The sequence below is a fragment of the Fructilactobacillus sp. X2R5C2 genome, from assembly GCF_059901375.1.
Window position 1 is genome coordinate 198,462 of the sequence record NZ_JBWXUX010000002.1, and the last position, 24,137, is coordinate 222,598.

The following is a 24,137-nucleotide window of genomic DNA, read 5'->3' on the forward strand; positions in this document are numbered from 1 at the left end:
TATACACAATATAATAATAAATGTTAGTGCGAGGTATTAATTTTGAGAGAATCTAAAAGAGAATCATTATTTTCATCAAAAGCTTTAGTATATTTCTTACAATTATCCGAATCGCTAAATTATACAAAAGCTGCTGGTGTTTTAGGAATTACACAGCCGGCACTATCTCAACAAATTAAAAAATTGGAAAATAAACTACATGCCAATCTATTTTATTCAGTTGGAAAACAAATTCACTTAACAGATGCTGGATATACTTTAAAAAATGCAACTGAAGAGGTTTATGGAATTCTGGACAACGCTACTGATGAAATTGAATCCTATTCCAGCTCCATTCGGGGAACCATTAAAGTTGGAATTCTTTCAGCAATTGAAGATGAAATCTTTGAAAATTTTGCTTTATATTTCTATGAAAAGAATCCAGACTTAAGAATTGAAATGTATATGTTAACCCAGCAAACATTGATTTCTGACCTTGAAAGTGGAAAAATTGATTTAGCAATTATGTATTTACCAAACGAAAAACTACATAATTGGAAGGGTATGGCAATTAAGCCAATTCTTCACGATACCCTGTGTTATGTTCACCATGATAAGAGTAAGGTAGGTAGCAAAATCAATCTTAAAAAGGTTGAGGGACCAATGGTTGGGTACCCTAATGGATACTATTTTAATCAGTTTTTAAAGAATATTTATAGTGCTAAACGTTATGAAATGCCTAAGATGGTAGCTTGTTTTACGAGGCCAGTGCAAATTATGGAATTTGCATTATCATCTGGATTAAATACTATTTTGCCAAAAACGTTTATGATGACCCGGGATCGAAGTAAGATGGCTGAAAAAAATACTTACTATACTGAAATCATTCCTGACTTTTCCCTTCAGGCCGTCGCTGTTTATCGTGATACTAAAGATGGTATCCCACGGTTGAATAAATTATTTGACGAATTTAATGGCTTTATTGGGGAATATGCTCAGGCTAAAGATGTATACTTAAATAGTATTAATATTGAAGTTAGAGATCGTCAGAGACTCTTGGAAATATGGAAAAAGAGGAGAGAGAATCATGAGTAAAGAATTAGTTTTTGGACACAAAGTGCCCGATACAGATGCAATTGTTGCTGCAATGGCACTTGCATACTTAAAGAAGCAGGATGGTTATGACGTTGAAGCAGTTGCTTTAGGTGAGCCCAATGCTGAAACTAAGTATGTTTTAGACTATTTTGATACTAAGGCACCACGAGTAATTAGCAGAGCCAAACCTGAAGTTGATAAGGTCATGTTAGTTGATCACAATGAACCACAACAAAGTGTCAGTGACATTGATCAATTGACCGTTACCGACGTCGTTGATCACCATCGAATTAATGGTTTTAATACGGCGGCTCCTTTATACTACCGAGCTGCTCCTTATGGTTGTTGTAGCACGATTTTAACTCAAATGTTTTCTGAAGAAGGAATTAAGATTCCTAAGAAGTTGGCTGGCTTAATGTTATCCGCCATTATTTCTGATACTTTGCTATTAAAATCTCCAACTACCACTGATTTTGATCGTGATGCTCTGAAAGCTTTGGCTGATATTGCTGGAATCGATGACTATGAAGATTACGGTGTCAAAATGCTTAAAGCTGGTACAGATGTTGATTCAAAGACCGACCAACAATTAATTGACGGTGATGCTAAGTCATTTACCATGGGTGGTAAGAGCGTTCGAATTGATCAAATTAATGTGGTTGATTTAGATGACATTACTAAACGAGCTGATGATGTTAAGAAAGCCATGGAAGCTGAAGCTAAAGATAAAGGATACGATTTATTCTTAGTCTTAGTAACTAATATCTTAGACAGTAATTCGGAATTAATTGTTGTTGGTGAACCAAAGAGTGTTGTTGAAAAGGCATTTGATAATAAATTTAATGCTGATGACATCATGAATCTACCTGGAGTAGTTTCACGTAAGAAGCAAGTGGTTCCACCATTAACTGATGCATTAGAAAAATAATAATTAGAAAACCCCGCGTAATTAACGCGGGGTTTTTAGTTAAAAACAAATTGTTTGCTATTTAATTGGATAAGATATAAGTTATATATAAACGTAAATAGGGGGTTTATATTATGGCTGAAAACAACAAAGAAGATTTAAAAAATCGTTTAACACCTGAACAATATAATGTGACTCAAAATGCAGGAACTGAACCTGCTTTTACAGGAAAATACGATGATTTCTACAAGAAGGGAATCTACGTTGATGTTGTGAATGGTAAACCATTATTTAGTTCAGCTGATAAGTATGATGCTGGATGTGGTTGGCCATCATTTACTAAACCAATTAATGAAGATGAGCTAAAGAGTGATACCGATACTTCATTCGGTATGATCAGACAAGAAGTTCGTGGTTCAGATTCTAAGTCCCATTTAGGTCATGTCTTCCCAGATGGTCCTCAGGATAAAGGTGGATTAAGATACTGCATTAATTCTGCTGCCTTGAAATTCATCCCTTATGATAAGATGGATGAAGAGGGTTATGGTAAGTACAAAAAGTTTGTTGAATAATACAAATAACCAAATTAGAGGTGTTTATTAATGAGTGATAAAGAAGAAACTGCAATTTTTGCTGGTGGATGTTTCTGGTGTATGGTTCAACCATTTGATCAGATGCCCGGAATTATTTCCGTTGTATCAGGATATACTGGAGGTCATGTACCTAATCCAACCTACGAACAAGTTGCTTCTGGCACAACTGGCCACACTGAAGCAGTTAAAATTACATTTGATCCAAGTATTATTTCATATAAGAAACTAGTTGAAATTTACTGGCATCAAACCGATCCAACCGATGCAATGGGACAATTTCAAGATCGTGGTGATTCTTATCGTCCAGTTATCTATGTAAATAGTCCTGAACAACGTAAGATTGCTGAAGAATCAAAGAAAGAATTAGAAAATAGCGGAGAATTTGATGAACCAATCGTTACCAAGATTGAAGATGCACAGCCATTTTATCCGGCTGAGGATTATCATCAAGATTTCTATAAGAAGAACCCACTTCGTTATGCAATTGAAGAAAGTGGTGGACGGAAAAAGTTCATCAATGATCATTGGAAAAAGTAAACAAATAAAAAGAATGCCAATGTTGGCATTCTTTTTTAATGTAGTGGTTAACATATTGTATAATTAAGTAGTATTGAGATTGGCTATATAAAACAGTTAATCCTTTACTAATACTGAATTTAACTTAGGAGGTATTTATAATGGCTGAGAAAAAAATAAGTCCAGACAAATCACAAGATGTTTGGAAAGATACGGGTGAAAACGTTGAGTTTGCAACGCTAGAATTAACTCGTAAGGATCAAAAAGCAGCTCAAGAGGGAATTCAAGATTTTGCTGATCGTTCCCAATCAATTATTCGATCAATGCGAATTAGAGAACCTGAAGCTAACTTAAGGGTTGCAATTGGATTTAGTAGCAAGGCCTGGGATTACTTATTTCCTAAAGCTAATAAGCCCAAGGAACTGATTGACTTTGAGGGAGTTAAGGGCCCAAAGTATTCGATGCCATCTTCTGAGGGAGATATTTTTCTTCATATTCGTGCTAATACCGAAGCAGTTGTATATGAAGTAACGACTCAGTTCATGCTTTTTCTAAGAGACTTTACGAAGGTAGTTAATGAGACGCATGGATTCCGATACCTTGAAGGTCGTGCTATCATTGGATTTATTGATGGAACCGAAGTACCACAAGTTGAAGACATTGCTCCATATGCATTGATTGGCGATGAGGATCCTGAATTTATCAACGGATCATACGCGTTTGCTCAAAAATGGCACCATGACATGGATTACTGGAATAAATTAAATACCACTACGCAAGATAAAGCGATTGGGAGAGAGAAGTTTTCTGATCTTGAATTACCCGATGAAGAAAAGTTTAAAAATGCGCACAACGTAACTTCCAATACATCGGTTAACGGGGTCGAACAAAAAATTGTTAGAATGAATGTTCCGTATTCTGATCCAGCTAATAATGATACAGGAACTTATTTCATTGCATATTCGCGCTATTGGCATGTTATTCAAGGCATGTTGCAGCAAATGGTTGATCAAAATGATTTTCTATTAACTTTTTCAACGCTTTTAACTGGTCAAACTTTCTTTATTCCATCTAGACCGTTGCTTGGGAAGATTGCTGATGGTGATTTGAACTAATAATTAAGTTTTAAGAGATTTGCAAAAAACTTTCGAAATAATCGAAAGTTTTTTTTATTTTAATTTTATGAATTATCATTTTTAGCTTAATATTTAAATAGGTAATATTACGAAATTAAGAGGTTATTAAAACATGCTATATGTATTTGATGTTGACGGAACGCTGAGCTTTAATGGTGTTGAAATAGATTCAGAAATTGTAAATGCAATTAAGCAACTAGCAAAACATAATGAAATTATCTTTGCTTCAGCTAGGCCAATCAGAGATCTAATACCAATCGTGCCAACGTTTAAAAAAAATACATTAATTAGGTGCAAATGGGGCACTTGTATCAAGAAATGGTCATACTTATTCAATAAAACCCATTAGTAATTGTGATATACAATTGACTAAAAATATCATTAAAAAATACGATTTAAATTACATAATTGATAGTAATTGGGATTATAGTGCCAAAGTAAGCGCTTTAAATCCAATATTTAAGCAATTGGATCCAGATCAATTAGCTGAAAATGTAGCTATCTCATCAATCAAAAAAGCCGTTAAAATCATCTTATTAGACATAAATAACAATTTAATTGATAAAATATCAGCATTTATTAAACAAAATACGTCATTATCAGTTATCAAACATACTGACGAAAATAATATTGATCTGACAGCACAAAATATCAATAAATTCAGCACATTAAGAACTATAACTGATAGCAACTATATTGTGTTTGGAAACGATAGTAATGATCAAGAATTACTCGTGAATGCTTTTAAAAGTAATTGGGCTGACGATGGGTAGCAATAAACTTAATCGGATGAATCTACAGCCAGATCAAATTGTTTTGAATTCAAATGATGAAGTTGCAAAACTAATTCAAAGTTATACAAATGTTGATAATCTAAAATAAGTATAAATTGGTCTTTTTTCAATATTAAGTCTGCTTCGTATAATATATATTATGTAAAGTAGACAAATAAAATATTAATATTGTCCTTCCCTCATACATATGTATTAAAAAAACACCATTTCTGGTGTTTTCAATCGTTTATTTAAAAACGTTGGGTTTAAAATGCTGGATGGTCTTATTATTCATTAATATATAAAGAATAATAATTTGAATCGGAATCATAATTATATTTTTTACCAATCTAAGTGGTAAATAATAGAAAAATGACGTATGAGCCATCACAGAAATCCACAACGTATTTAGTCCTATGTTTACTATTAAAGTAATTAATACGACTGCAACAATCACTCTTAGCCAACTAACTTTTCCTTGATTATAGAAAGCAAAACTAAAAATTAATGCTGCAATGATTCCAGAAAATGTAAATCCAATGAAGAACCCATATCCATTAATAATGGATGTTAGTACATCAACTAGAATAGCTACGATTGTCGACCAGAACGGTCCAAACCACCATGCAATAAATGCAACTGCAATAAAACCAAATCCAATTTCCAGATAACTCGTCTGGAACTGGAATTTATTCAGGACAATCTCAATTGCCATTAAAATGGCAATATAAGTTAATCCCTTGATACTAAGAGGACGTAATCCCCAATGTTCTAATTCCTTCATAATTGACATCTCCTAAGTGGAGCTGCCACCAAAAATGGCAATATAGTGGCGAATGCGGATCTAGCACCGCAAACGATTAGTTTTTCGTTCAGCGTTCACATTCCGTTCCGCCGACACTTAACGCGCTAGATCCTACTCCTAAATTTTTAGAACATTATTAATTATACACCTTTTATTTTTATTTGCTCATGTCTCTAATCCAACCCAAAGCAAGTGCCCCACTACCCAGATGTGTTCCAATCGCTGGGCCAAAGTATCCACGACTCACTTTCATGTTCGGATATTTATCCTGGATAGTTTTTTGCCAAATGTCAGCTTCCTTTGGATTATTGGCATCAATCACTGCTACTTCAATTGGATAGTCCGACTTTTCAACTGCTTGCGAAAATAAATCTTCTACTCTTTTAAGTGCTTTTTTCTTTGATCGTACTTTATCAAATGCTACAATTTCATCCGTTTGATTATCAAAAGTTAAAATCGGTTTAATGTTTAATAACCCACCAACAAAAGCACTAGCATTCGATAAGCGTCCGCCTTTTACTAAATTATCTAAATCGTCTACCACAATGAGTTCGTCGATTGTAGAACGTAATCTCTTTAATTTATCGATAATTTCGCTCGGATTAACGCCCTCTTGAGCCAATTTAGCAGCGTACTTAACTAAAGCAGCCATCGGATCAACGGTAATTCCAGAATTAAATGGATAAATTTGAATGTTATCCATCATTTTTGACACATTGCAAACCGCCTGATACATTCCCGATATGGTTGATGCAAGATGAATACTAATAACTGCATCATAACCTTCGTCAGCTAGTTTATTATATTCCTTCACTAAAGCACCAATTGGTGGCTGTGAAGTTGTTGGTAACTTGGTCGATTCTTGAAGCTTTTTATAAAACTCATCATTTGTAATATCGATTCCCTCACGGTAGTCCTTACCGTCGAAGATTACGGAGATTGGAATAATATGAACATTATATTTTTTGAGATCTTCTTTAGATAAATATGATGTACTATCAGTGACAATCGCTGTCTTCATTTTTTTCACCTATCTTATTTACGGATTTTTTTCATACTTGTTTCTAATCGGTTGAGCAAAATTTTTAGAAGATTCTTTTCTTCATCTGTCCACTGATTAAAAATTCGTGTGGAAAGATCTGCATAATCAGAGTTAATCTGATTGCAGGCATTTTTACCCTTATCAGTAATACTGTAGATCAACTGACGCTTGTCCTGCCCGACAGCTTTTTTACGGATCATTTCTTTTTCAACGAGTCGTTTTAATTGTCGCGATAAAGTTGATGTATCCAATTCCATTGACTGTGAAAGGGATTCTTGCGTAGTGTAACCGTCAGTAATAGCGATCAATAATTGCCACTCTGAAATAGTAAGATTTGATTTTTTAGTAAGTGCTTGAAGCTGTTGTTGATGGATTTTTCCTACAACTCTAAGAGCAGTTAAACTATTTTTCATTGATATTCCTCCGTAAAATATTATACCATTAATTGCCTAATACAAGATTAGCGATTTAATATTCGTGTGATGTACGAGAAGATATAAGTTATACTGGACAATGAAGTAAAAAGGAGTGTTATATATGTCATTTGACGGATCATTTACACATGCAATGACTCAAGAGTTAAAAAACGACTTGTTAAATGGACGAGTTTCTAAAATAAACGAACCATATCCCAACGAAATCATACTAACCATTCGTTCTAATCATAATAATTATCAATTATTACTCTCAGCAAACCCGTCTTACGCACGGGCTCAAATTACAAACGTCCCCTTTACTAATCCCAAAGTTCCAACGAATTTTGCCATGACATTAAGGAAACATCTTAGTGGAAGCTTTATTAGTAAAGTTCATCAGGTTAATAATGATCGAATTATTCATCTTCATTTCAATACCAGAAATGAACTTGGAGATATAGAAGAACTAGTGCTAGTAATTGAAATTATGGCTCGTCATAGTAACATTATTTTAGTCCAGGCTAAGGATTCAACTATCATTGACTCGGTGAAAAGAATTTCTTCTTCTCAGAATCGCTATCGTACCATTCTGCCAGGTTCCAAGTATATCCAACCCCCCAAGCAAAATTTGGTGGATCCCTTTCAAGTCCAAGATAATGAAATAACTCGAATCGAACGAATCAACCGTGAATTTCCAAACGTTGACGTGTTTGCTAGTAAACTTCGCAAGTATCTTCAAGGACTTGGAACTGATACTGCTTATGCACTTGCTAGTACACTTCATGTCTCAGGATCATCCATCAAGCAAAAATACTGGGAATTCTTTGATCATTTTGATAGTCCTAAACCAGTTATTGGTGATGATTCTAAGGGGAAATTACAGTTTTCCGCTTTCCCTTACATCGGGATCGAGCCACAGCAAGGATTCGATAATTTGAGTTCAATGCTTGATGAATATTATCAAACAAAGGTTCAACGCGAACGTGTTCGAGAGCAAGGGTCCCAACTAATCCGAATTACGAAAAATGAATTAAAAAAGAACCACAAAAAGCTCAAAAAACTACAAAAAACTTTAGAAGAGTCAGAACATGCTGATGACCTCCGTATCAAAGGTGAAATTTTAATGACCTATTTGAATCAAGTCAAAGTTGGTTCTAATAGTATCAAATTACCCAATTTTTATGACGATAATAAAGATATTGTAGTATCCCTTAATCCTGCTCTTTCACCCTCAGAGAATGCACAAAAATATTTTAAAAAATATGATAAAAAAAGAAATGCTAAGGATTACGTAATAAAACAGATTCAAGAGTGTCAATCAGAAATCGACTATTTTGATAATATTGAATCTCAGATTGAGATTGCCAATCCTCAAGATTTAAGTGATATCAAGACCGAATTAAAAGACGGAGGATACATTAAAAAAACGAAGAAAAATACCGGGAAACGGCGTAAAGTTAAAGTTAGTAAACCCGAAAAGTTTATTTCTGATGATGGCGATGTAATCCTCGTTGGTAAGAATAACCTCCAAAATGATCAACTAACCTTAAAAACAGCTGACAAGCGTGATACCTGGCTTCATGTTCAAAACATTCATGGATCTCATGTTATCATTCGCTCTTTCGATCCTAGTGAGCAAACTGTTTTACAGGCTGCTGAACTTGCTGCCTACTTTTCTAAGGCAAGAGAATCAGCAAATGTGCCAGTTGATTACGTTAAGGTAAAGGCTGTCAAGAAACCTAATGGTGGTAAACCTGGGTTTGTTACCTATCGTGGTCAGAGTACAATGTACGTAACTCCAAGTGATGAAATTGTAAAACATCTAAGAGAAAATAATAAAAAGCAAGATGCAAAATAGCATCTTGCTTTTTTACTTTAATAGTTTTTTGGTTGCTTCGTTAATAGTATATCCAATTGACAGTTTTGCTCCCGATTCGAGCGATCGGTCTTTCTTATAATCATAAACACCAAGTTGCTTGAATGGAAAAGAAGCTTGCATAACCGTAAAATGAGTCGATGAATCAATCTTAGGGACTTCTTTTTTAATCTTTTCAATATTTAGATGTCCAGTAGCCATTCTAACCAAAACACCAATCCAATTAATTCCTGTAGACATATTTAAAAGAACCGTCTCAGTAATTCGAAGTGGTCTTACTCCAGTAATCTTAATTTGGTCCTGATCCTTATAAAAAAGTACTTGAACTAGGCCGTGAATGTTTTGGTTTTTAACGGCTACTTTTGCTTTTTGCACCAAGCTATCAATGTTCAAGGCATCTTTTCCGTAAGGAACGTAGTAGTCAGTTTGTAGATTAATATCATCACTGCCGTCTTCTGATTTAAATCCAACTGTTGAAATTGGAATAATTTGATCATCAGTTACCAGAAGATCAAAAGCAAAATCAACGTGAGATCTATACCAGACTGCGTTTTTTTGATTTGGTGGTAAAATAACTAAATTAATTTCAGCATATTTACTAAGTTCGCGAATCAAGAAATGGCGATTTCCAGGCAAAAAAACATACTTTGGTTTCTCGGTCTGGATCACATCTAAAATCTCACCTAGTTGAATGGGTTCAATATATTGTTTATCACTCATCATTGGAGCTAATGAAGCTGAATTAGGATTATTATTTAGGATTACGGTATTAAAACCAATCTTTTTTAATTGGATCAATAACTCACTCGTATAAAAATCAGAAGCAACGTTTGGTCCAATCTTATTTCGACCCTTACCAATAACAAGAGCTGTCTTATTTCCAATTTGATTCGATTCGTTATCGATTTCATAACTGGCATAAAAGGAATTAATTTGTTCTGGGAATTCCCCTGCCGTTGGCTCGATCATTTTGTAAGTCTTGTAAGAATCTTTCCTTCGCAACTTATCAATGTTAATGTGCCAAATTGATGACAGCATGCCATCACCAAATCCCATTTCATGTGCAAGGCGAAATGCTTTTGGATCATTTTGATGTTGAAGAATATAAGAGCGGCTTTGATCAATGTTGGCCATCACAATGAAGAAAAATCGATCTATTTTAGTCAATTCATGTAAATCCTCTACCGTGTAATGTCGTGAAAGTGCTTCAAATAAAATGGGAAGCTGAATGTCAGTGGGATGAATTAATTGGGAAATTAATTCATCTTCAGATAATTCAGAATAACTAGGTAGAACATCTTTTGGACTAGACTGCGAGCTTCTAATTCCCTTTAATAACGCTGCCTCACAACTTCGTCCTACCCCAATTACCGATCCGATTGATTTAGTTTTCGTCCCAAGTCGTGCATCTGCTTCAGGTAATTGTTCAAATGGCCAAATTGGGATTTTAACGGTAATATGATCACTTATTGGTTGTAAAATTGAAGTAAATTTGTGAAAACGTTCTGGTAACTTTACTTTCATAATTGGATAATTTAACAATAATTGTGACGTTACTAATGCCACTGGATACCCGGTTGACCTAGCTGCTAGTGTCGTACTCATGTTAAAGCTTGGATTTACTTTTAACACAAAACAATCATCGGTTTCAGCGTTAAGGGCAAATTGTACATGACAAACACCCTTAATACCCAACACATCCATGATTTCAAAAGAAATAGAACGGATCATTTGAATCTGTGTATCACTTAGAGTTTGTGATGGCGTAAAAACCACCGAATCATTTGAATTTACTCCAACCGGATTCATGTCTTCTAATGATGAAATCATCATTTTAGTCCCCATCGTGTCACGTAAGGAGACTGTTCCAATTTCCTTGTAGCCCACAATTTCTCGTTCAATTAAGCATTTACCAGATTTAGATTCATCAAAAATATTATCTGCTTCATTTGTAACTTGCTCCATATTTTGAAAAATTGAACGTTGTTGTCGGGTTTTAGGATCAAGTGGTCGAACCGAAATTGGGAAAGAAATCTTATCAATTACATTTCTTAATTCATCAAAATTACTAACGATGTAATAGTCAGGTGTTGGGATACCGTATTCTTTTAATCGCTGATTTAACCGATTCTCATTATTAAAGAGATCAATATTATCTTTATTTAATCCGATAATATCAACATTGTTCTCTTCCAATATGCCATTTTTGTTTAGACGTTGGATGACTTTTAATGCATTGACCCCACCGAAAACTGATGTAATAGCATCAACGTGTTCCGATTCAATAACATGTTTAGCATTATCAGTGTTAACTGGCTTTATATAGACGTGATCAGCATTCATTTCCTGTAAAATGACGGAATACGGATTATTATCCAATAGGAAAGTTTCAATTCCAAGCCGTTTCCAAACGTGAAGAGCTTGAAAAGCTGCTGAATCTAATTCACATTCTTGACCGATCCCAGATGGGCCAGCTCCTACTATCAATATCTTTTTTAACTTGTTTTCCATCAAGCTATCTCCCGTGTGCTGTAATACTTTCTAGAAATTCATCAAACAGATCAATGCTATCAGTTGGACCGCTAGAACCGTCTGGCGAGAATTGAACAGAAAAAGCCGGATAATCACGATGTCTAATTCCTTGAACAGTTCCATTTATCAAATCTATGTATGTCACAATTAGTTTTGAGGTATCAATAGAATCAGGGTCAACCGCGTAATCTTGAGCTTGATTAGCATAGATAATTTGATTAGTGATAATTTTCTTAATGGGATGATTACTTCCATGATGACCTAACTTCATTCGATAAACACTAGCACCATTAGCCATGGCAAGTAACTCATGCCCTAATCCCATACCAAAAACAGGTAGCGCATGTTCCAGCTGATTAATGGTGGTTAGAACGCTATCATCAATTTCGTGAGGAGAACCAGGTCCTGTAGATAAAATAATCCCCTCTGGATCAAGATCGATGATTTCTTGGTAAGAAGTATCGAAGGGTAAAACAATCACATTACAATCTCTTTGAGCAAGTTGTCTAACAATGCCCTCTTTTAATCCAAAATCCAAGATGGCTACTGTTTTACCATTTCCTGGTACTAAGTATGGTTTAGGAGTGGCAACTTGTTGAATTTGTTGATTACTTAAAACTGCTGCATTCAATTGATCAAATGCATGCTCATCGTTGACATCAACCAAACTTGCCTTAGCAATATCATGCTTCATAATGTATTTTAATAAGTACCGGGTATCAATGTCAGTAATTCCAGGAATATTCCGCTGCGTTAAAAACGAATCTAAAGAAATCTTTTTTAGATAACTTGTTGAAATATCTTCACTATGATGAATTACGATTCCTTTTGCTGAAGTTAAAATAGATTCATAGTTCTTCCGATTAATTCCAATATTGCCTACTGAGGGTTGCGAAAAGGCTACTATTTGATTGTGATAAATCGGATCCGTAATTGATTCTTGATAACCATTTAGATTGGTATTCATCACGATTTCACCTGTGACGGTTGATTCCGCCCCAATTGATTTTCCTACAAATGAAGTTCCATCATTTAAGATTAAATATCTTTTAGTCATAATCAAACCTCTTCAGATCTGCTTTACTTATTAGAGACGATTTCAACCGAATCGCGATCATCAATCTCAGAAACCAAAACGTTGACTTTTTCGTCTTTTGAACTAGGAATATTCTTCCCCACAAAATCAGCACGAATCGGTAATTCCCGATGACCACGATCAACTAATACGGCGAGTCCAATTCGCTTTGGTCGCCCCATTTCATTGATTGCACCTAACGCTGCTCGCACCGTTCTGCCAGTATATAAAACGTCGTCAACCAAAATGACGTTTTTATTGTTAACATCTACTTTACTATCATTAACCGGTTCTGAATTTGGCTTTTTATTTTTTAAATCATCACGGTATTTAGTAACATCAAGTTCAACAACGGGAACTTCGGCATTTTCGAGTTTTTCAAGTCGCTTAGCAATTCTTTTTGCTAAATAAACGCCACGTGTCTTAATTCCAACAAGAACTAAATCATTAATTCCCTTGTTTTTCTCAATAATTTCGTAGGTAATTCGCGTTAAAGCACGCTGCATTGCCATACCGTCAACTACGACTTTTTCTTTTGCCATAATTTTCACTCCTTATTCAACATCAGGATATTCTTTTCTCAATTGCTCAATTGTTTTTAAAAAGATTGAAGGTGCTGGAACCTTAAAATCTAGTTCCTCACCAGTAGTGGGATGTTTAAAGCCTAATTCTGCAGCATGCAAAAACTGACCATTTCCCTTAATTGTTTTCTTTGGACCATATAATGGATCACCCACAAGGGGATGACCGATATACTTCATGTGAACCCTAATTTGATGAGTTCTTCCCGTTTCTAATTGACATTCCACAAGCGTGTACTTACCGCCAAAGCGCTCTAGAACATGAAAATGAGTTATAGCTGGCCTTCCTCCAGCAATAACAGCCTGCTTTTTGCGATCCTTTGTTGATCTTCCAATGGGAGCGTCAATTGTCCCACGACTTTCTTTAATATTACCATGAACTAATGCAAGATATTTTCTTCGGTTCGTTTTTTCCTTTAGTTGCTTCGATAATGATTTATGGGCAACATCAGTTTTTGCTACCATTAGTAACCCAGAAGTATCCTTATCAATTCGATGAACAATTCCAGGACGAACTGTTCCATTAATGGATGAAAGTTTGGTATGATACAACAACGCATTTACTAAGGTATGATCGGGATGTCCAGGAGCTGGATGAACTACCATTCCTTGAGGTTTATTAACCACGATAACTTGGTCATCTTCATAAACAATATCTAATGGAATATCTTGTGGAGTTAAATCTAATGGTTTTGGTTCAGGAATTGCAATTTGAATTAAATCACCAATTTTTGATTTATACTTTGGTTTTTCTTTCTTTTCATTAACCAAAATTAAGTGTTCTTTGATGAGTTCATTGGCTCTGCTACGGCTTAAGTCTTCATAATGATCCGCAACTAGTTTATCTAGTCTTTCATTCTTTCTTGTAACTTCAAACTCTCTATTCTGCATGTTTTTCACTTTCAGGTTTTGCCAATAAAATAACTAAAAATAACACAATTACTCCAATCGTTACACATGAATCAGCAACGTTAAAAATAGGAAAATTAATAAAATCTAACTGAATCATGTCAGTAACGGAGCCCACCAAAAAACGATCCAATAGATTCCCAATGGTTCCTGCTAGCATTAACGTTAAACCAATTAGATAACCAGTATGGTTTCTTTCAAAGTAAATGAAAAACAAAAAAACGAAGACAGCAATAACTGCAATGATCTCAAAAATAAATGATTTTCCTGAAAGAAAACTCCAGGCTGCTCCAGTATTATTAATGTTAGTGAGCGAAATAATCCCAGGAATTACTGAAATGTCTCTTCCCGTTGGAATATTTAAACGAATCCATGACTTTGAAACCTGATCAAGGGTGAGTAAAAGGACAAACAGTAAAGCAGTAAGGATCCAAATTAAGATTCTATTTTTAGAATAAGCCGGTGATTTTTTCATTTTTATCAATATCCATTCCAATGGCAGCGGGATGTTTTGGTAAACCAGGCATAGTAATAACTTTTCCAGCCATGGCAACAATATATCCAGCACCTAATTTAGGCAATAATTCGGTAATATGCAAGGTAAATCCACTTGGATCACCAAGCTTTTTGGGATCATCAGACAAAGAGTATTGAGTTTTGGAAATACAAATTGGGAGTTTATTCCATCCATTTTTTTGAATTTCCTTCAATTGTCCTTTTGCTTTTGATGATAAGACTACGTCACCAGCGCCATAAATCTTTTTAGCAACTTTATTTATTTTATCTGTTAAATTATCTTCATTACTGTAAACTCGCTTAAGTGAATCATCGTTATCAACCAATTTGATTAATTTTTGTGCTAAGTCAATTGAACCTTTGCCACCTTCAATAAATGATTTACTAATTCCATGTTCAACCCCTAAATCTTCCAAATGACGATTTAACCATTTAATTTCTTCAGGTGAGTCATCATTAAATTGGTTTATGGCAACGATTACAGGCTTGTTAAAGGATTTCATAGCTCGAATGTGATGATCCAAATTTTTGACTCCCTTTTTTAAAGCGTCAACATCTGGGCTTGATAACTCTGATTTGGCTAATCCGCCATTAAACTTTAGTGCTCTAATTGAAGCTACGACTACCACTGCACTTGGATCAACATTTAAATGTGGTGAAACCAAATCCATGAATTTTTCTCCACCAAGATCTGACCCAAATCCAGCCTCAGTTAAGGTATAATCAGCAACCTTCATAGCTGTATTAGTAGCTTGAACACTGTTACAACCCATTGCTAAATTGGCGAAAGGGCCTCCATGAATAAAGGCAGGAGTATGTTCTAAGGTTTGAACTAAATTAGGATTAATGGCGTCTTTTAAGATAATGGTTAACGCACTCTCAGCCCCCAGGTCAGAAACGAAAACAGGCTTATTTTCATAAGTATATCCAATTAAAATATTCTTAATTCGATGTTTTAAGTCGTTTAAATCAGTTGATAAACACAAAATTGCCATTAATTCACTGGCAGCAGTAATTTCAAAATGTTCTTCTCGTGGAACTCCTGACTTTGAACCACCTAGGCCAATTACCATATTACGCAATTCGCGATCATTAACATCCATGGCTCGATGCCATTGAATTTTGCGCGGATCAAGGTTTAATTTATTTCCTTGGTAAATCGAATTATCAATTAAGGCAGCCAACGTGTTGTTAGCTGAGGTTAGAGCATGAATATCGCCAGTAAAATTAAGGTTGATGTTAACCATGGGTTCAACTTGAGCGAATCCACCGCCAGCTGCTCCACCTTTCATTCCCATTACGGGACCCATTGAGGGTTCACGTAATGCAATTGCAACCTTCTTGTTTAATTGATTTAATGCATCACCAAGTCCAATTAAGACTGTTGATTTTCCTTCTCCTGCAGGAGTTGGATTAATTGCTGTTACAAGGATTAACTTTTTCTTGGTACCTTGGTCAGGAGTATCACTTGAAACTTTGGCCATGTATTTCCCATAGGGATTTACCTTACTCTCTGGGATGGAAAGCTTACTAGCAATTGATTGAATTGGCTTTAATTTACTCTCTTGTGATATTTCAATATCTGTCTTCATTAAATCACCTTCTATTAGCATGCTATTTATTGTTTAATGCTTCGCTCAATTCGATTGTTGAATTATTAGGAAGAACAAATGTATATTTCTTATTTTTGTAATTAAAAGATAGCTGAAATCTTTTTAATTGAACGTTACTAATATCTTTGATATTCATTTTAATTCCTCGGGGATGAAGTACACTTCGTAATGTCAAAGTATTTCCCACTAAGATTAATTTTCTAAAATGAATTTGAATCCATGATAATAAAATAAAAGCAATGAAAAAGCCTAACGTAATCTCTTGAAAATGAGTTATTTCAAGCCAAATAATAACTCCAATCAATAAAACAATAAGAGTCCAACTCCAGCAGATGATACTAGTAGTAATATTTGGCTGATACAAAAACTTTCTCTTTTGAGTTATCATAATTTAAACCTCTTTAAATGAATGGAGTAATTAACTCATGTATAAATTATATTCAGATGCAGCAATTAAGCCTCAAAGTCACCAATGTGGGATTGGAATTTTAATCGTTCATAAACAAGAACAATTACAAATTAAGAAACAATGTAAAGCAAAAGACAATCATGTTGGCGAATTTAAAGCCTGTATTGAAGCTTTAAAAGACCTTCAACATCATTTAAGACATTCCGGTAAGATACCAGGAAACGTAACCGTATTATACTACACTGATAGTTCAATTTTGAGTAACAGTATTAATAAACAATATGCAAAACACTATCAAAAATATATTGATCAAATTATTGAATTAGAAAGCCATTTTGCGTTTGTTTTAACTAAATGGATTCCTGATAATCAAAACATGGGTGCTCATGAATTAGCATTTCAGGCTCTTCATTCTAGCTGATGTAATTAGAAATAGGCTTTTCATACATCTTCCAATCAGGATGACCACCAAAAATAGCCGATCCCGCTAATAATTTACCAATCATAGGACCAGTGGTTAATCCCGAGGAACCTAGTCCACTTCCAATCAATACATTATCATGATTAGGAACAATTCCAAAAAACGGAGCAAAATCATTAGTATAAGCCCTCGTTCCAACTTTACTCAGTATAATATCAGTTGAGTTTAATCCTGAGACCAAGTTTTGAGCCGAATCGATTAACTGGTTGTCAACGCTTGCTTCTTTACTCAAATCAAATCCTTTATCATCATCATGAGTGGCTCCAACAATTAACTTTCCATGTCCTAGCGGGATAAAATCATATTCTCCCTCAGGCATCATTACTGGCATGTTTTCATGATTGGGAAAATCAGGAACTTTGAGTTCAACTAATTGTCCCTTTTGTGGTCTCACATGAACTTTTACATTCAAAGGTCGCATTGTTTCCTTGACCCATGCTCCTGTAGCAACAATAATTCGGTCAAACTCAAATGATTGCTCTTTAAAAGAAATGGTATGATCATTAATTAGTCTTGTTCTTCCATCATGAACCGTAAGATTCTTTCTTTTTGCAATTGAAATGAGATGTTGACAAAAAAGTGCACCATTAATCCGACTTCCTCCTGACACCAAAACACCAGACTTCGGGTTGGTTAGAATTGGAATTTGAGATTGAACCGCTTTCCAATCTAATTTTTGGATGTTACCCATTTCTGGAGTAACTTGGGCTCGCTCTTTGGCAAAAAGATATAATTCATCTAAATTACTTTCGTCTTCTCTTGTAATAATTGTTCCGCAATGATCAAAAATTTCCGAATTCATATGAGTGGCATTAGCAATTTCAGGAATCAATTTAGCTCCAGCCTTTGCTAAGTTATACCATTGCTTATTTCTACGTTTCGACAACCATGGAGATATAATTCCAGAGGCTGCTTTGGTAGCTTGACCGTAGCTATCATCAAACATTACTACGTCACGTTCGTCAGCATTTGGCATTTGACTCAAATAATATGCAGCAGTAGAACCAACGATTCCGCCACCGATAATCGCAATTCGTTTTTTCAATTACTTTTTCCCTTTCTTATTGAAATTTTGTTCAGCCCAGTACTGGAAATAATCTGTTCTGATTCTTCCATTATATAATTTACGTCTCTTAGTAGCTTTCTTACCATATTCTTTTTCAAAGTTCAAATCACTGGTTAGATAGTACTTAGACCAAGTCTTCATGGGAATGAAGACTTTCCCCATTTCATGGTAGAGTTGAGCGACTTCTTTTGAGTCTCCCATTCTTTGTCCATAAGGTGGATTAGTTACAAGCACACCATCTTGTTTATCAGTATGAAAATCTTGAACTGCAACCTGTTTGAACTGGATATCATGAAGTAGACCAGCTTCTTCTGCATTTACTTTGGCATAATTAACCATCTGCTCATTAACATCGGAGGCCATGATATCAAATTGAGAATCATAGTCAGCTTTGGCATCTGCTTCAGCACGAATTTTTTTAACAAGTTCAGGATCGACCCAATCCCAGTCTTCAAAAACAAAGTCGCGATTGTATCCGGGAGCTATATTTCTAGCAATTAATGCTGCCTCAATTGGGATGGTACCAGAACCACACATTGGATCAAGAAACGGCATTTCTTCTGGGTGCCAGTTGGTTAAGAGAATTAGTGCGGCAGCCATGTTTTCTTTTAAAGGAGCTTCTCCCTTGGCAACTCGATAACCACGTTTAAATAAACTTGGACCAGTAGTATCTAGGGTGTCCATAACCTCATCTTTATTTACACGAACTTCTAATGGATACAATGATCCTGATTCAGGAAGTCGGGTTCTTCGATGATAAAACTTGCTAATCTTTTCAACAATGGCCTTCTTAGTAATGGCTTGAATATCAGGAACACTGTGTAAAGAAGATTTTTGGGAACGACCTTCGACGGGAAACTTCCCGTCCATTGGAATTAAGTCTTCCCAATCTAAACTTTTAGTTTTTTCAAACAACTCATCAAAAGTAGTCGCCCTAAAACGGCCCACGATAATTTTAATTCGATCGGCTGTTCTTAACCATAGATTCGTTCTAATAATATCGGAAACGGTTCCTGTAAATAGAACCATTCCGTTTCTGACTTCGGGTTCATATCCTAAGTCTCGTAATTCATCTCCAACTAGTCCTTCTAGCCCAGCTGAACATGTTGCCATTAAATTAAATTTTTCCATTTTATTCATTCCCTTTTTATATAAAAAAAGAGTGGGAAAATCCCACTCAACCTGAAAAACGGTACAGGCCCCTGTAAGCCATGTTTTGTGCTTAACCACAACTTCAGGACAAAGTGATTAAGTAGTAATCATCTATCTCAAGAACATAATGTTCTTCCCCCACACTTGGTTCAATTTCCGTGTGTGAAGCTCCCCTACCAAAGTTTGGGTTTCCCGCTCGCGGGGTTTACTGCGTTCCAATAATTTGATTTCTCAAATTAGTCGTTTCTGTGGCACTTTATGAAATACTAAAGCATAGTAACAATAACCTTAGCTCGTTCTTCCGCCGTAATCAACTTAATGATTCCTCGGCTTATTTTTTCACCGAGCACGAACACTACAAGCATCTCAGCTTGTGCGAGAGTGGACTTTCCTCAGCCAACATTCATTGACCGCGATTACTCAGGACCTGTACCAAGTATTTAAAATCTATTGGAATTATCTGAATCCTCACCGTAAACACGGCGTTCCAGACTAGATAAACGTTTTAAGATATCCATGTCAGTAGGATTCTGACTTTGAGCCGGCTGACTTGAAGGTTGTGCTTTAGGTGCTTCTTCTTGTTTAGCCGGCTCATTATTTGTTTCTTCAGGTGCACGTTGCTTTTGAGAGCTTGGACGTTCCACAGGACGTTGTGTACTCTGTGCACCAGAACCCATTGATACTTGGCGTGTTAACTCATCAACTTTTAACTTAAGATCTTGATTTTCTTGATCTAATTGATCAATCTCACGTTGAAAAGTTTCATAGTCTTTAATGATACTATCTAAAAAAGTATCAACTTCTGCAGGATCATATCCCCGCATTTTCTGCTTAAATTCTTTTTGTAGAATTTGTTTTGGAGTAAAATTAATATTTTCCATTAATGCACACCTCACCAATCATTTCCGCATACTTATATTTTAACAGAATTAAAACTAAAAGTCATCATTTAAATTGCGTTCGTAATCATCCGCAATATCTTGTAACTGATCAAAATCAATTAGCTGCAATGGATAGGCATGGGTTTGTTGAAATTGTTGAATTGCCTGATAATCATACTTAGTTTTACCTTCATTTTCTGGATCATACACCAATAAAGCTTGATCCGTGTGTGTTAACATAAATCGTTGATAATTTTTTAATTGTTTGGGTGAATCATATGGATGGTTACTTACTGAATCAGAAAAGTCTGATTTGGTAATGGTTTGATGCAATTTTGCTTGATTATCTTCATTCCAATTTGACCCAAACTTTTTAAATGGTAGCATTACTGCTAACTGGAACTCATGGGGATATTTTTGCTTTAATTCTTTAGCAACATCAACTGTCCACTGTTCAATGCCAAGTTGACCCCCAGTAATAATCCAATCACATCCACTCTCAATTAATTGAGAAAGCTGATCTGATAATGCTTGCTTGATAATTTTTAGTTTTGGATCATCATTTTGAAATATTCCTAGTTCATAACTTCGATATCCTGATACCCAAACGCGACTCATTTCTTGTCACCCTTCAATATTTATTTCTACAAATTACTTACTATTGCTATAATATATTACGTATATGTTAACATGATTGATCTAATATAATGGATTGAGGCCATAAAATGAATTTCCACTATCCAAATGGTAGTTCTTTCAAGAATACCAACAAATCAAAACAACTTAATCTTTCGAAGAATTCCTCCATTAATTATGGAGATCGTGGGATGTCACTTGAAGCAGAATTAAACCAAAGTAATGAATACTATTTAGATGAAGATATTGCGGTTGTACATAAAAAACCAACTCCAATTCAAATTGTTAATGTTGATTACCCCAAGCGAAGTGCCGCTGTAATTAAAGAAGCATATTTTCAACATGCTTCCACTACTGATTACAATGGAGTTTATCGTGGTAAGTACATTGACTTTGATGCCAAGGAAACTACTAGTAATACATCTTTTCCCCTTAGTAATTTTCATAAGCATCAAATTGAACACATGAGGAAATGTACTCAACTAGGTGGAATTACATTTGCAATGATAAAATTTGTTAAAAGTAATGAGCTTTTTGTCTTAGCGGGACCAAATTTATTTTATTATTGGGATCAGCAAAATAATGGTGGCAGAAAATCAATTTCTAAAAGCGAATTACAAGATAACGCATACCAAATTAAGTATCAATTTCAACCACTGATTCCATACCTCAGTGCAGTTGATCATATTATCGATGACAGGAACAACATATAAAGGAGATATCTAATGGCCGATTCAAATGAAAATGCGTCCAGGGTGCAAAAGTTTCAGCATCGTAAGGAACCCCAAAAGAAAAAAATGAAGTTATGGAAAAAAATTATTTTATGGATTTTAGCCATCATTGTTGCCATGGTGATTTTTGGGGCTGGGCTTTTTACCTATTACGCTTCAAGTGCACCGAAAATATCCTATAATACCCTTTCAAGTGATAATTCAACAACGATTTATGATTCAAAGGGAAAGGTCATTTCACGTTTAGGCGCTCAAAATCGAGACTATGTAAAGCAGGATCAAATTCCTGATAATTTAAAGAATGCAATTATTTCAATTGAAGATCGACATTTCTACAAAGATCATGGAGTTGATCCAGCTAGAATTGTTGAAGCCGCCTTCTCAAATATTCGTGGTAACGGTGGCCTTCAAGGTGGGAGTACTTTAACGCAACAACTAGTTAAATTATCAGTATTTTCTACTAAAGCATCTGATCAAACAATCAAACGTAAAGCTCAGGAAGCATGGTTAGCTGTTAAGGTAGATCATGATTACAGTAAACAACAAATTCTAGAATTTTATATCAATAAAGTATATATGGGTAATAATGCCTATGGAATGCAGACTGCTTCTGATTTTTACTTTAATAAGCCATTAAACAAAATCAATCTTTCTCAGACTGCCTTCCTGGCTGGTCTCCCTCAAGCTCCTGTGCAATATAATCCATACACGAATCCTAAACTTGCTACTGATCGTCGTAACCAAGTTTTGGAAGCTATGGCTAGTAATAAAGTGATTACTAGAGAACAAGCCAATCAAGCTGAACAAACAAGTATTACAGATGGCTTAGCGAAGAAGCACACAACAAACTCTTCTCCAGATATGAAGAATGAAAAATATGCTGACGCTTATATTCAGCAAGTTGTCCAAGAATTAGATCAAAAGGGTTACAAACTAAATGCTGGTAACAAAGTTTATACCAATTTAAACATGGATGATCAAAAGCAAATGTACAATTTAGCTAATAATCCGACTTCCCCAGTTCAATTCCCTAACAACAATTTCCAAATTGGTGCAACTATGGTTAATTCTAACAATGGTAAAGTTGTTTCAATGCTAGGTTCACGAAAACAAAAAATTGCATTTGGTTTGAATCGAGCTGTTCAAACCGATCGGTCAAGTGGTTCAACCATGAAGCCATTAATGGATTATGGTCCAGCCATTGAGTATTTGAAGTGGCCAACCTATCAAGCAGTTCAAGATACACCATTTACTTATCCTGGAACCAACAAAGAATTACAAGATTTTGACAATAAACATGAAGGAACTATTACCATGAGAAAGGCACTAGTTGAATCACGTAATATTCCTGCGATCAGAACTTTACAACAAGTTGGAATTCAAAGATCCCAAGATTTCTTGTCTGGATTAGGTATGACATTCGATAAACCCCTTGAGCTTCAGAACGGGATTGGTGCATATATTTCTTCAGAACAAGAAGCAGCTGCTTATGCTGCCTTTGCTAATGGTGGTACCTACTACAAGCCATACCTTATTAATAAAGTGGTCAATGTTAACGGAGCTGAAAAGAAGTTTAGTTCCAAGGGACATCGTGCAATGTCACAAGATACTGCCTTTATGATGAATGACATGCTTAAAGGAGTTATGACATCTGCAAATGGATCAGGAACTGCTGCTAAAATCCCTGGACTTTATGAAGCTGGAAAGACTGGAACGACACAATACCCTGATGATTGGATTAAGCGAGTTCCAAATCAAGCTTCCATGGACTCATGGTTTACTGGATACACTAAGAACTTGTCCCTTTCAATTTGGACTGGATATGACCATCAATTTAAACCAGGAAATTATATTTCAGAACAACAAACCAGAATTGCACAAACCTACTATAAGGAAATGATGTCTCAAGCCTCTGTTGGACAACCTAATATTGATTGGCAGAAGCCAGATAATGTGGTTGAGACAAGGCGCGATGGTGTAAATGAGTACTATATTGAAGGACACATGGGAACTGCAGTATCAGCTAATAATAACGCTAGTCAGTCTGGACAAGCTTCCAAAAATCGTTCGGTAGTTTCCAACTCATCAAGTTCAAAGAATTCAAGTAGTTCATCATCTGATAGCAATTCAAGTAGTTCAAGTCAAACCTCATCTGGATCAAGTTCTAAAGTTGAGGAACCTAATAATCAGTCCTCTTCTGAATCGTCTTCTAGTGAGAATAATCAGAGTAGTACCAATTCAACCACTGCTACAAGTAATGATAATAACCAAAACGCTAGTTCGTCATCTAGCCAATAATTTTAAATGAATAACTGATTAAGACTCGCCGTTTCGATGGTTTGAGTCTTTTTTTGTTTTTGTTTTATTAAGTTAAAGTAACTTTTAACTTTTTACTAATATTTACCCTCGCTTAAACA

General features: G+C 35.2%; 25 protein-coding genes, 1 other RNA gene and 1 riboswitch. Of the genes, 11 read left to right on the top strand and 15 right to left on the bottom strand.

The window, feature by feature from the left end; genetic code table 11:
* Positions 1–42 precede the first annotated feature (42 nt).
* The 7 genes from AC6UD2_RS03545 (at position 43) to AC6UD2_RS03575 (ending at position 4,999) form a co-directional block, all read left to right on the top strand.
* The gene (locus tag AC6UD2_RS03545) at positions 43–1,074 is read left to right on the top strand and encodes a LysR family transcriptional regulator (protein WP_259739991.1); all 1,032 of its coding nucleotides are present in this window, start codon (positions 43–45) and stop codon (positions 1,072–1,074) included.
* Positions 1,067–2,002 carry a manganese-dependent inorganic pyrophosphatase gene (locus AC6UD2_RS03550; protein ID WP_010021445.1) on the top strand — a complete coding sequence of 312 codons (936 nt, stop codon included), beginning with the start codon at positions 1,067–1,069 and terminating at the stop codon, positions 2,000–2,002. The genes AC6UD2_RS03545 and AC6UD2_RS03550 overlap by 8 nt, the downstream gene beginning before the upstream one ends.
* Positions 2,003–2,115: 113 nt before the next feature.
* The gene (gene msrB, locus AC6UD2_RS03555; RefSeq protein ID WP_039142826.1) at positions 2,116–2,553 is read left to right on the top strand and encodes a peptide-methionine (R)-S-oxide reductase MsrB; all 438 of its coding nucleotides are present in this window, start codon (positions 2,116–2,118) and stop codon (positions 2,551–2,553) included.
* A gap of 30 nt (positions 2,554–2,583) precedes the next feature.
* Positions 2,584–3,111 (top strand): peptide-methionine (S)-S-oxide reductase MsrA, encoded by a 528-nt coding sequence (msrA, locus tag AC6UD2_RS03560; RefSeq protein WP_010021449.1) that lies wholly within the window; start codon positions 2,584–2,586, stop codon positions 3,109–3,111.
* A 140-nt stretch (positions 3,112–3,251) separates the two neighbouring features.
* Entirely contained in the window at positions 3,252–4,205 is a 954-nt protein-coding gene (locus AC6UD2_RS03565) for a Dyp-type peroxidase (protein ID WP_039142823.1), read from the top strand.
* A 133-nt stretch (positions 4,206–4,338) separates the two neighbouring features.
* Positions 4,339–4,575 carry an HAD hydrolase family protein gene (locus AC6UD2_RS03570; protein WP_500698045.1) on the top strand — a complete coding sequence of 79 codons (237 nt, stop codon included), beginning with the start codon at positions 4,339–4,341 and terminating at the stop codon, positions 4,573–4,575.
* Positions 4,571–4,999, top strand: a complete 429-nt coding sequence (locus AC6UD2_RS03575) for an HAD hydrolase family protein (protein WP_500698148.1) — start codon at positions 4,571–4,573, stop codon at positions 4,997–4,999. The genes AC6UD2_RS03570 and AC6UD2_RS03575 overlap by 5 nt, the downstream gene beginning before the upstream one ends.
* A 247-nt stretch (positions 5,000–5,246) precedes the next feature.
* On the opposite strand, the gene AC6UD2_RS03580 is transcribed toward AC6UD2_RS03575, so the two are convergent.
* The 3 genes from AC6UD2_RS03580 to AC6UD2_RS03590 all read right to left on the bottom strand — a co-directional run bounded on the left by AC6UD2_RS03580 (position 5,247) and on the right by AC6UD2_RS03590 (position 7,259).
* Positions 5,247–5,783, bottom strand: a complete 537-nt coding sequence (locus AC6UD2_RS03580; RefSeq protein ID WP_039142818.1) for a folate family ECF transporter S component — start codon at positions 5,781–5,783, stop codon at positions 5,247–5,249.
* A 44-nt stretch (positions 5,784–5,827) separates the two neighbouring features.
* Positions 5,828–5,925, bottom strand: a riboswitch (THF riboswitch).
* A gap of 36 nt (positions 5,926–5,961) precedes the next feature.
* A complete protein-coding gene (locus AC6UD2_RS03585) occupies positions 5,962–6,825 on the bottom strand; it encodes a DegV family protein (protein WP_500698046.1) in 864 nt (287 codons plus the stop codon).
* Positions 6,826–6,839: 14 nt separating this feature from the next.
* Positions 6,840–7,259: a MarR family winged helix-turn-helix transcriptional regulator gene (locus AC6UD2_RS03590; RefSeq protein ID WP_010021456.1), complete on the bottom strand. Its 420-nt coding sequence runs from the start codon at positions 7,257–7,259 to the stop codon at positions 6,840–6,842.
* 124 nt (positions 7,260–7,383) lie between these two features.
* Here AC6UD2_RS03590 and AC6UD2_RS03595 point away from each other — a divergent pair, with 124 nt between their 5' ends.
* Complete coding sequence (locus tag AC6UD2_RS03595) at positions 7,384–9,120, top strand: Rqc2 family fibronectin-binding protein (protein ID WP_500698047.1); 1,737 nt, start codon at positions 7,384–7,386, stop codon at positions 9,118–9,120.
* Between the two features lie 12 nt (positions 9,121–9,132).
* On the opposite strand, the gene AC6UD2_RS03600 is transcribed toward AC6UD2_RS03595, so the two are convergent.
* From AC6UD2_RS03600 to AC6UD2_RS03630, 7 genes are read right to left on the bottom strand one after another with little or no spacing between them, the layout of a single operon-like run.
* Positions 9,133–11,649, bottom strand: coding sequence for a carbamoyl phosphate synthase preATP-grasp domain-containing protein (locus AC6UD2_RS03600; protein WP_500698048.1), 2,517 nt, complete (start codon positions 11,647–11,649; stop codon positions 9,133–9,135).
* A 4-nt stretch (positions 11,650–11,653) separates the two neighbouring features.
* Positions 11,654–12,727 carry a carbamoyl phosphate synthase small subunit gene (locus tag AC6UD2_RS03605; RefSeq protein WP_500698049.1) on the bottom strand — a complete coding sequence of 358 codons (1,074 nt, stop codon included), beginning with the start codon at positions 12,725–12,727 and terminating at the stop codon, positions 11,654–11,656.
* A gap of 23 nt (positions 12,728–12,750) precedes the next feature.
* Positions 12,751–13,287 carry a bifunctional pyr operon transcriptional regulator/uracil phosphoribosyltransferase PyrR gene (gene pyrR / locus AC6UD2_RS03610; RefSeq protein WP_039144201.1) on the bottom strand — a complete coding sequence of 179 codons (537 nt, stop codon included), beginning with the start codon at positions 13,285–13,287 and terminating at the stop codon, positions 12,751–12,753.
* Between the two features lie 12 nt (positions 13,288–13,299).
* Entirely contained in the window at positions 13,300–14,217 is a 918-nt protein-coding gene (locus AC6UD2_RS03615; protein ID WP_039144200.1) for an RluA family pseudouridine synthase, read from the bottom strand.
* Positions 14,207–14,710, bottom strand: a complete 504-nt coding sequence (lspA, locus tag AC6UD2_RS03620; RefSeq protein WP_500698050.1) for a signal peptidase II — start codon at positions 14,708–14,710, stop codon at positions 14,207–14,209. The genes AC6UD2_RS03615 and lspA overlap by 11 nt, the downstream gene beginning before the upstream one ends.
* Positions 14,685–16,343, bottom strand: coding sequence for a formate--tetrahydrofolate ligase (locus tag AC6UD2_RS03625; protein WP_500698051.1), 1,659 nt, complete (start codon positions 16,341–16,343; stop codon positions 14,685–14,687). Before AC6UD2_RS03625 ends, lspA begins: the two co-directional genes overlap by 26 nt.
* 22 nt (positions 16,344–16,365) lie before the next feature.
* The gene (locus AC6UD2_RS03630; protein ID WP_500698052.1) at positions 16,366–16,752 is read right to left on the bottom strand and encodes an EbsA family protein; all 387 of its coding nucleotides are present in this window, start codon (positions 16,750–16,752) and stop codon (positions 16,366–16,368) included.
* Between the two features lie 37 nt (positions 16,753–16,789).
* Between AC6UD2_RS03630 and AC6UD2_RS03635 the strand changes: the two genes are divergently transcribed.
* Positions 16,790–17,194, top strand: coding sequence for a ribonuclease HI family protein (locus tag AC6UD2_RS03635; RefSeq protein WP_500698053.1), 405 nt, complete (start codon positions 16,790–16,792; stop codon positions 17,192–17,194).
* On the opposite strand, the gene AC6UD2_RS03640 is transcribed toward AC6UD2_RS03635, so the two are convergent.
* The 5 genes from AC6UD2_RS03640 to AC6UD2_RS03660 form a co-directional block, all read right to left on the bottom strand.
* A complete protein-coding gene (locus tag AC6UD2_RS03640; protein WP_500698054.1) occupies positions 17,187–18,299 on the bottom strand; it encodes an NAD(P)/FAD-dependent oxidoreductase in 1,113 nt (370 codons plus the stop codon). The two genes, AC6UD2_RS03635 and AC6UD2_RS03640, sit on opposite strands and share 8 nt — an antisense overlap.
* Positions 18,300–19,451 carry a THUMP domain-containing class I SAM-dependent RNA methyltransferase gene (locus AC6UD2_RS03645; protein WP_500698055.1) on the bottom strand — a complete coding sequence of 384 codons (1,152 nt, stop codon included), beginning with the start codon at positions 19,449–19,451 and terminating at the stop codon, positions 18,300–18,302.
* A gap of 69 nt (positions 19,452–19,520) precedes the next feature.
* Positions 19,521–19,900: RNase P RNA component class B (gene rnpB / locus AC6UD2_RS03650), an RNA gene on the bottom strand.
* 12 nt (positions 19,901–19,912) lie between these two features.
* Complete coding sequence (gene gpsB / locus AC6UD2_RS03655) at positions 19,913–20,353, bottom strand: cell division regulator GpsB (RefSeq protein WP_500698056.1); 441 nt, start codon at positions 20,351–20,353, stop codon at positions 19,913–19,915.
* 54 nt (positions 20,354–20,407) lie between these two features.
* The gene (locus AC6UD2_RS03660) at positions 20,408–20,971 is read right to left on the bottom strand and encodes an SLOG family protein (protein ID WP_500698057.1); all 564 of its coding nucleotides are present in this window, start codon (positions 20,969–20,971) and stop codon (positions 20,408–20,410) included.
* 107 nt (positions 20,972–21,078) lie between these two features.
* Here AC6UD2_RS03660 and recU point away from each other — a divergent pair, with 107 nt between their 5' ends.
* A complete protein-coding gene (gene recU, locus AC6UD2_RS03665) occupies positions 21,079–21,702 on the top strand; it encodes a Holliday junction resolvase RecU (protein ID WP_500698058.1) in 624 nt (207 codons plus the stop codon).
* A 12-nt stretch (positions 21,703–21,714) separates the two neighbouring features.
* Entirely contained in the window at positions 21,715–24,018 is a 2,304-nt protein-coding gene (locus AC6UD2_RS03670) for a PBP1A family penicillin-binding protein (RefSeq protein ID WP_500698059.1), read from the top strand.
* The last annotated feature ends 119 nt before the right edge of the window (positions 24,019–24,137 follow it).

Excerpts from the sequence above, each read along its gene's own strand:
- AC6UD2_RS03565 (WP_039142823.1), top strand. The coding sequence starts at position 3,252 with ATGGCTGAGAAAAAAATAAGTCCAGACAAATCACAAGATGTTTGGAAA.
- recU (WP_500698058.1), top strand. The coding sequence starts at position 21,079 with ATGAATTTCCACTATCCAAATGGTAGTTCTTTCAAGAATACCAACAAA.
- pyrR (WP_039144201.1), bottom strand. The coding sequence starts at position 13,287 with ATGGCAAAAGAAAAAGTCGTAGTTGACGGTATGGCAATGCAGCGTGCT.
- msrA (WP_010021449.1), top strand. The coding sequence starts at position 2,584 with ATGAGTGATAAAGAAGAAACTGCAATTTTTGCTGGTGGATGTTTCTGG.
- AC6UD2_RS03630 (WP_500698052.1), bottom strand. The coding sequence starts at position 16,752 with ATGATAACTCAAAAGAGAAAGTTTTTGTATCAGCCAAATATTACTACT.
- AC6UD2_RS03600 (WP_500698048.1), bottom strand. The coding sequence starts at position 11,649 with ATGGAAAACAAGTTAAAAAAGATATTGATAGTAGGAGCTGGCCCATCT.
- lspA (WP_500698050.1), bottom strand. The coding sequence starts at position 14,710 with ATGAAAAAATCACCGGCTTATTCTAAAAATAGAATCTTAATTTGGATC.
- AC6UD2_RS03660 (WP_500698057.1), bottom strand. The coding sequence starts at position 20,971 with ATGAGTCGCGTTTGGGTATCAGGATATCGAAGTTATGAACTAGGAATA.
- AC6UD2_RS03670 (WP_500698059.1), top strand. The coding sequence starts at position 21,715 with ATGGCCGATTCAAATGAAAATGCGTCCAGGGTGCAAAAGTTTCAGCAT.
- AC6UD2_RS03595 (WP_500698047.1), top strand. The coding sequence starts at position 7,384 with ATGTCATTTGACGGATCATTTACACATGCAATGACTCAAGAGTTAAAA.
- AC6UD2_RS03625 (WP_500698051.1), bottom strand. The coding sequence starts at position 16,343 with ATGAAGACAGATATTGAAATATCACAAGAGAGTAAATTAAAGCCAATT.
- AC6UD2_RS03590 (WP_010021456.1), bottom strand. The coding sequence starts at position 7,259 with ATGAAAAATAGTTTAACTGCTCTTAGAGTTGTAGGAAAAATCCATCAA.
- AC6UD2_RS03645 (WP_500698055.1), bottom strand. The coding sequence starts at position 19,451 with ATGGAAAAATTTAATTTAATGGCAACATGTTCAGCTGGGCTAGAAGGA.
- AC6UD2_RS03615 (WP_039144200.1), bottom strand. The coding sequence starts at position 14,217 with ATGCAGAATAGAGAGTTTGAAGTTACAAGAAAGAATGAAAGACTAGAT.
- AC6UD2_RS03605 (WP_500698049.1), bottom strand. The coding sequence starts at position 12,727 with ATGACTAAAAGATATTTAATCTTAAATGATGGAACTTCATTTGTAGGA.
- msrB (WP_039142826.1), top strand. The coding sequence starts at position 2,116 with ATGGCTGAAAACAACAAAGAAGATTTAAAAAATCGTTTAACACCTGAA.
- AC6UD2_RS03635 (WP_500698053.1), top strand. The coding sequence starts at position 16,790 with ATGTATAAATTATATTCAGATGCAGCAATTAAGCCTCAAAGTCACCAA.
- AC6UD2_RS03585 (WP_500698046.1), bottom strand. The coding sequence starts at position 6,825 with ATGAAGACAGCGATTGTCACTGATAGTACATCATATTTATCTAAAGAA.
- AC6UD2_RS03550 (WP_010021445.1), top strand. The coding sequence starts at position 1,067 with ATGAGTAAAGAATTAGTTTTTGGACACAAAGTGCCCGATACAGATGCA.
- AC6UD2_RS03570 (WP_500698045.1), top strand. The coding sequence starts at position 4,339 with ATGCTATATGTATTTGATGTTGACGGAACGCTGAGCTTTAATGGTGTT.
- gpsB (WP_500698056.1), bottom strand. The coding sequence starts at position 20,353 with ATGGAAAATATTAATTTTACTCCAAAACAAATTCTACAAAAAGAATTT.
- AC6UD2_RS03580 (WP_039142818.1), bottom strand. The coding sequence starts at position 5,783 with ATGAAGGAATTAGAACATTGGGGATTACGTCCTCTTAGTATCAAGGGA.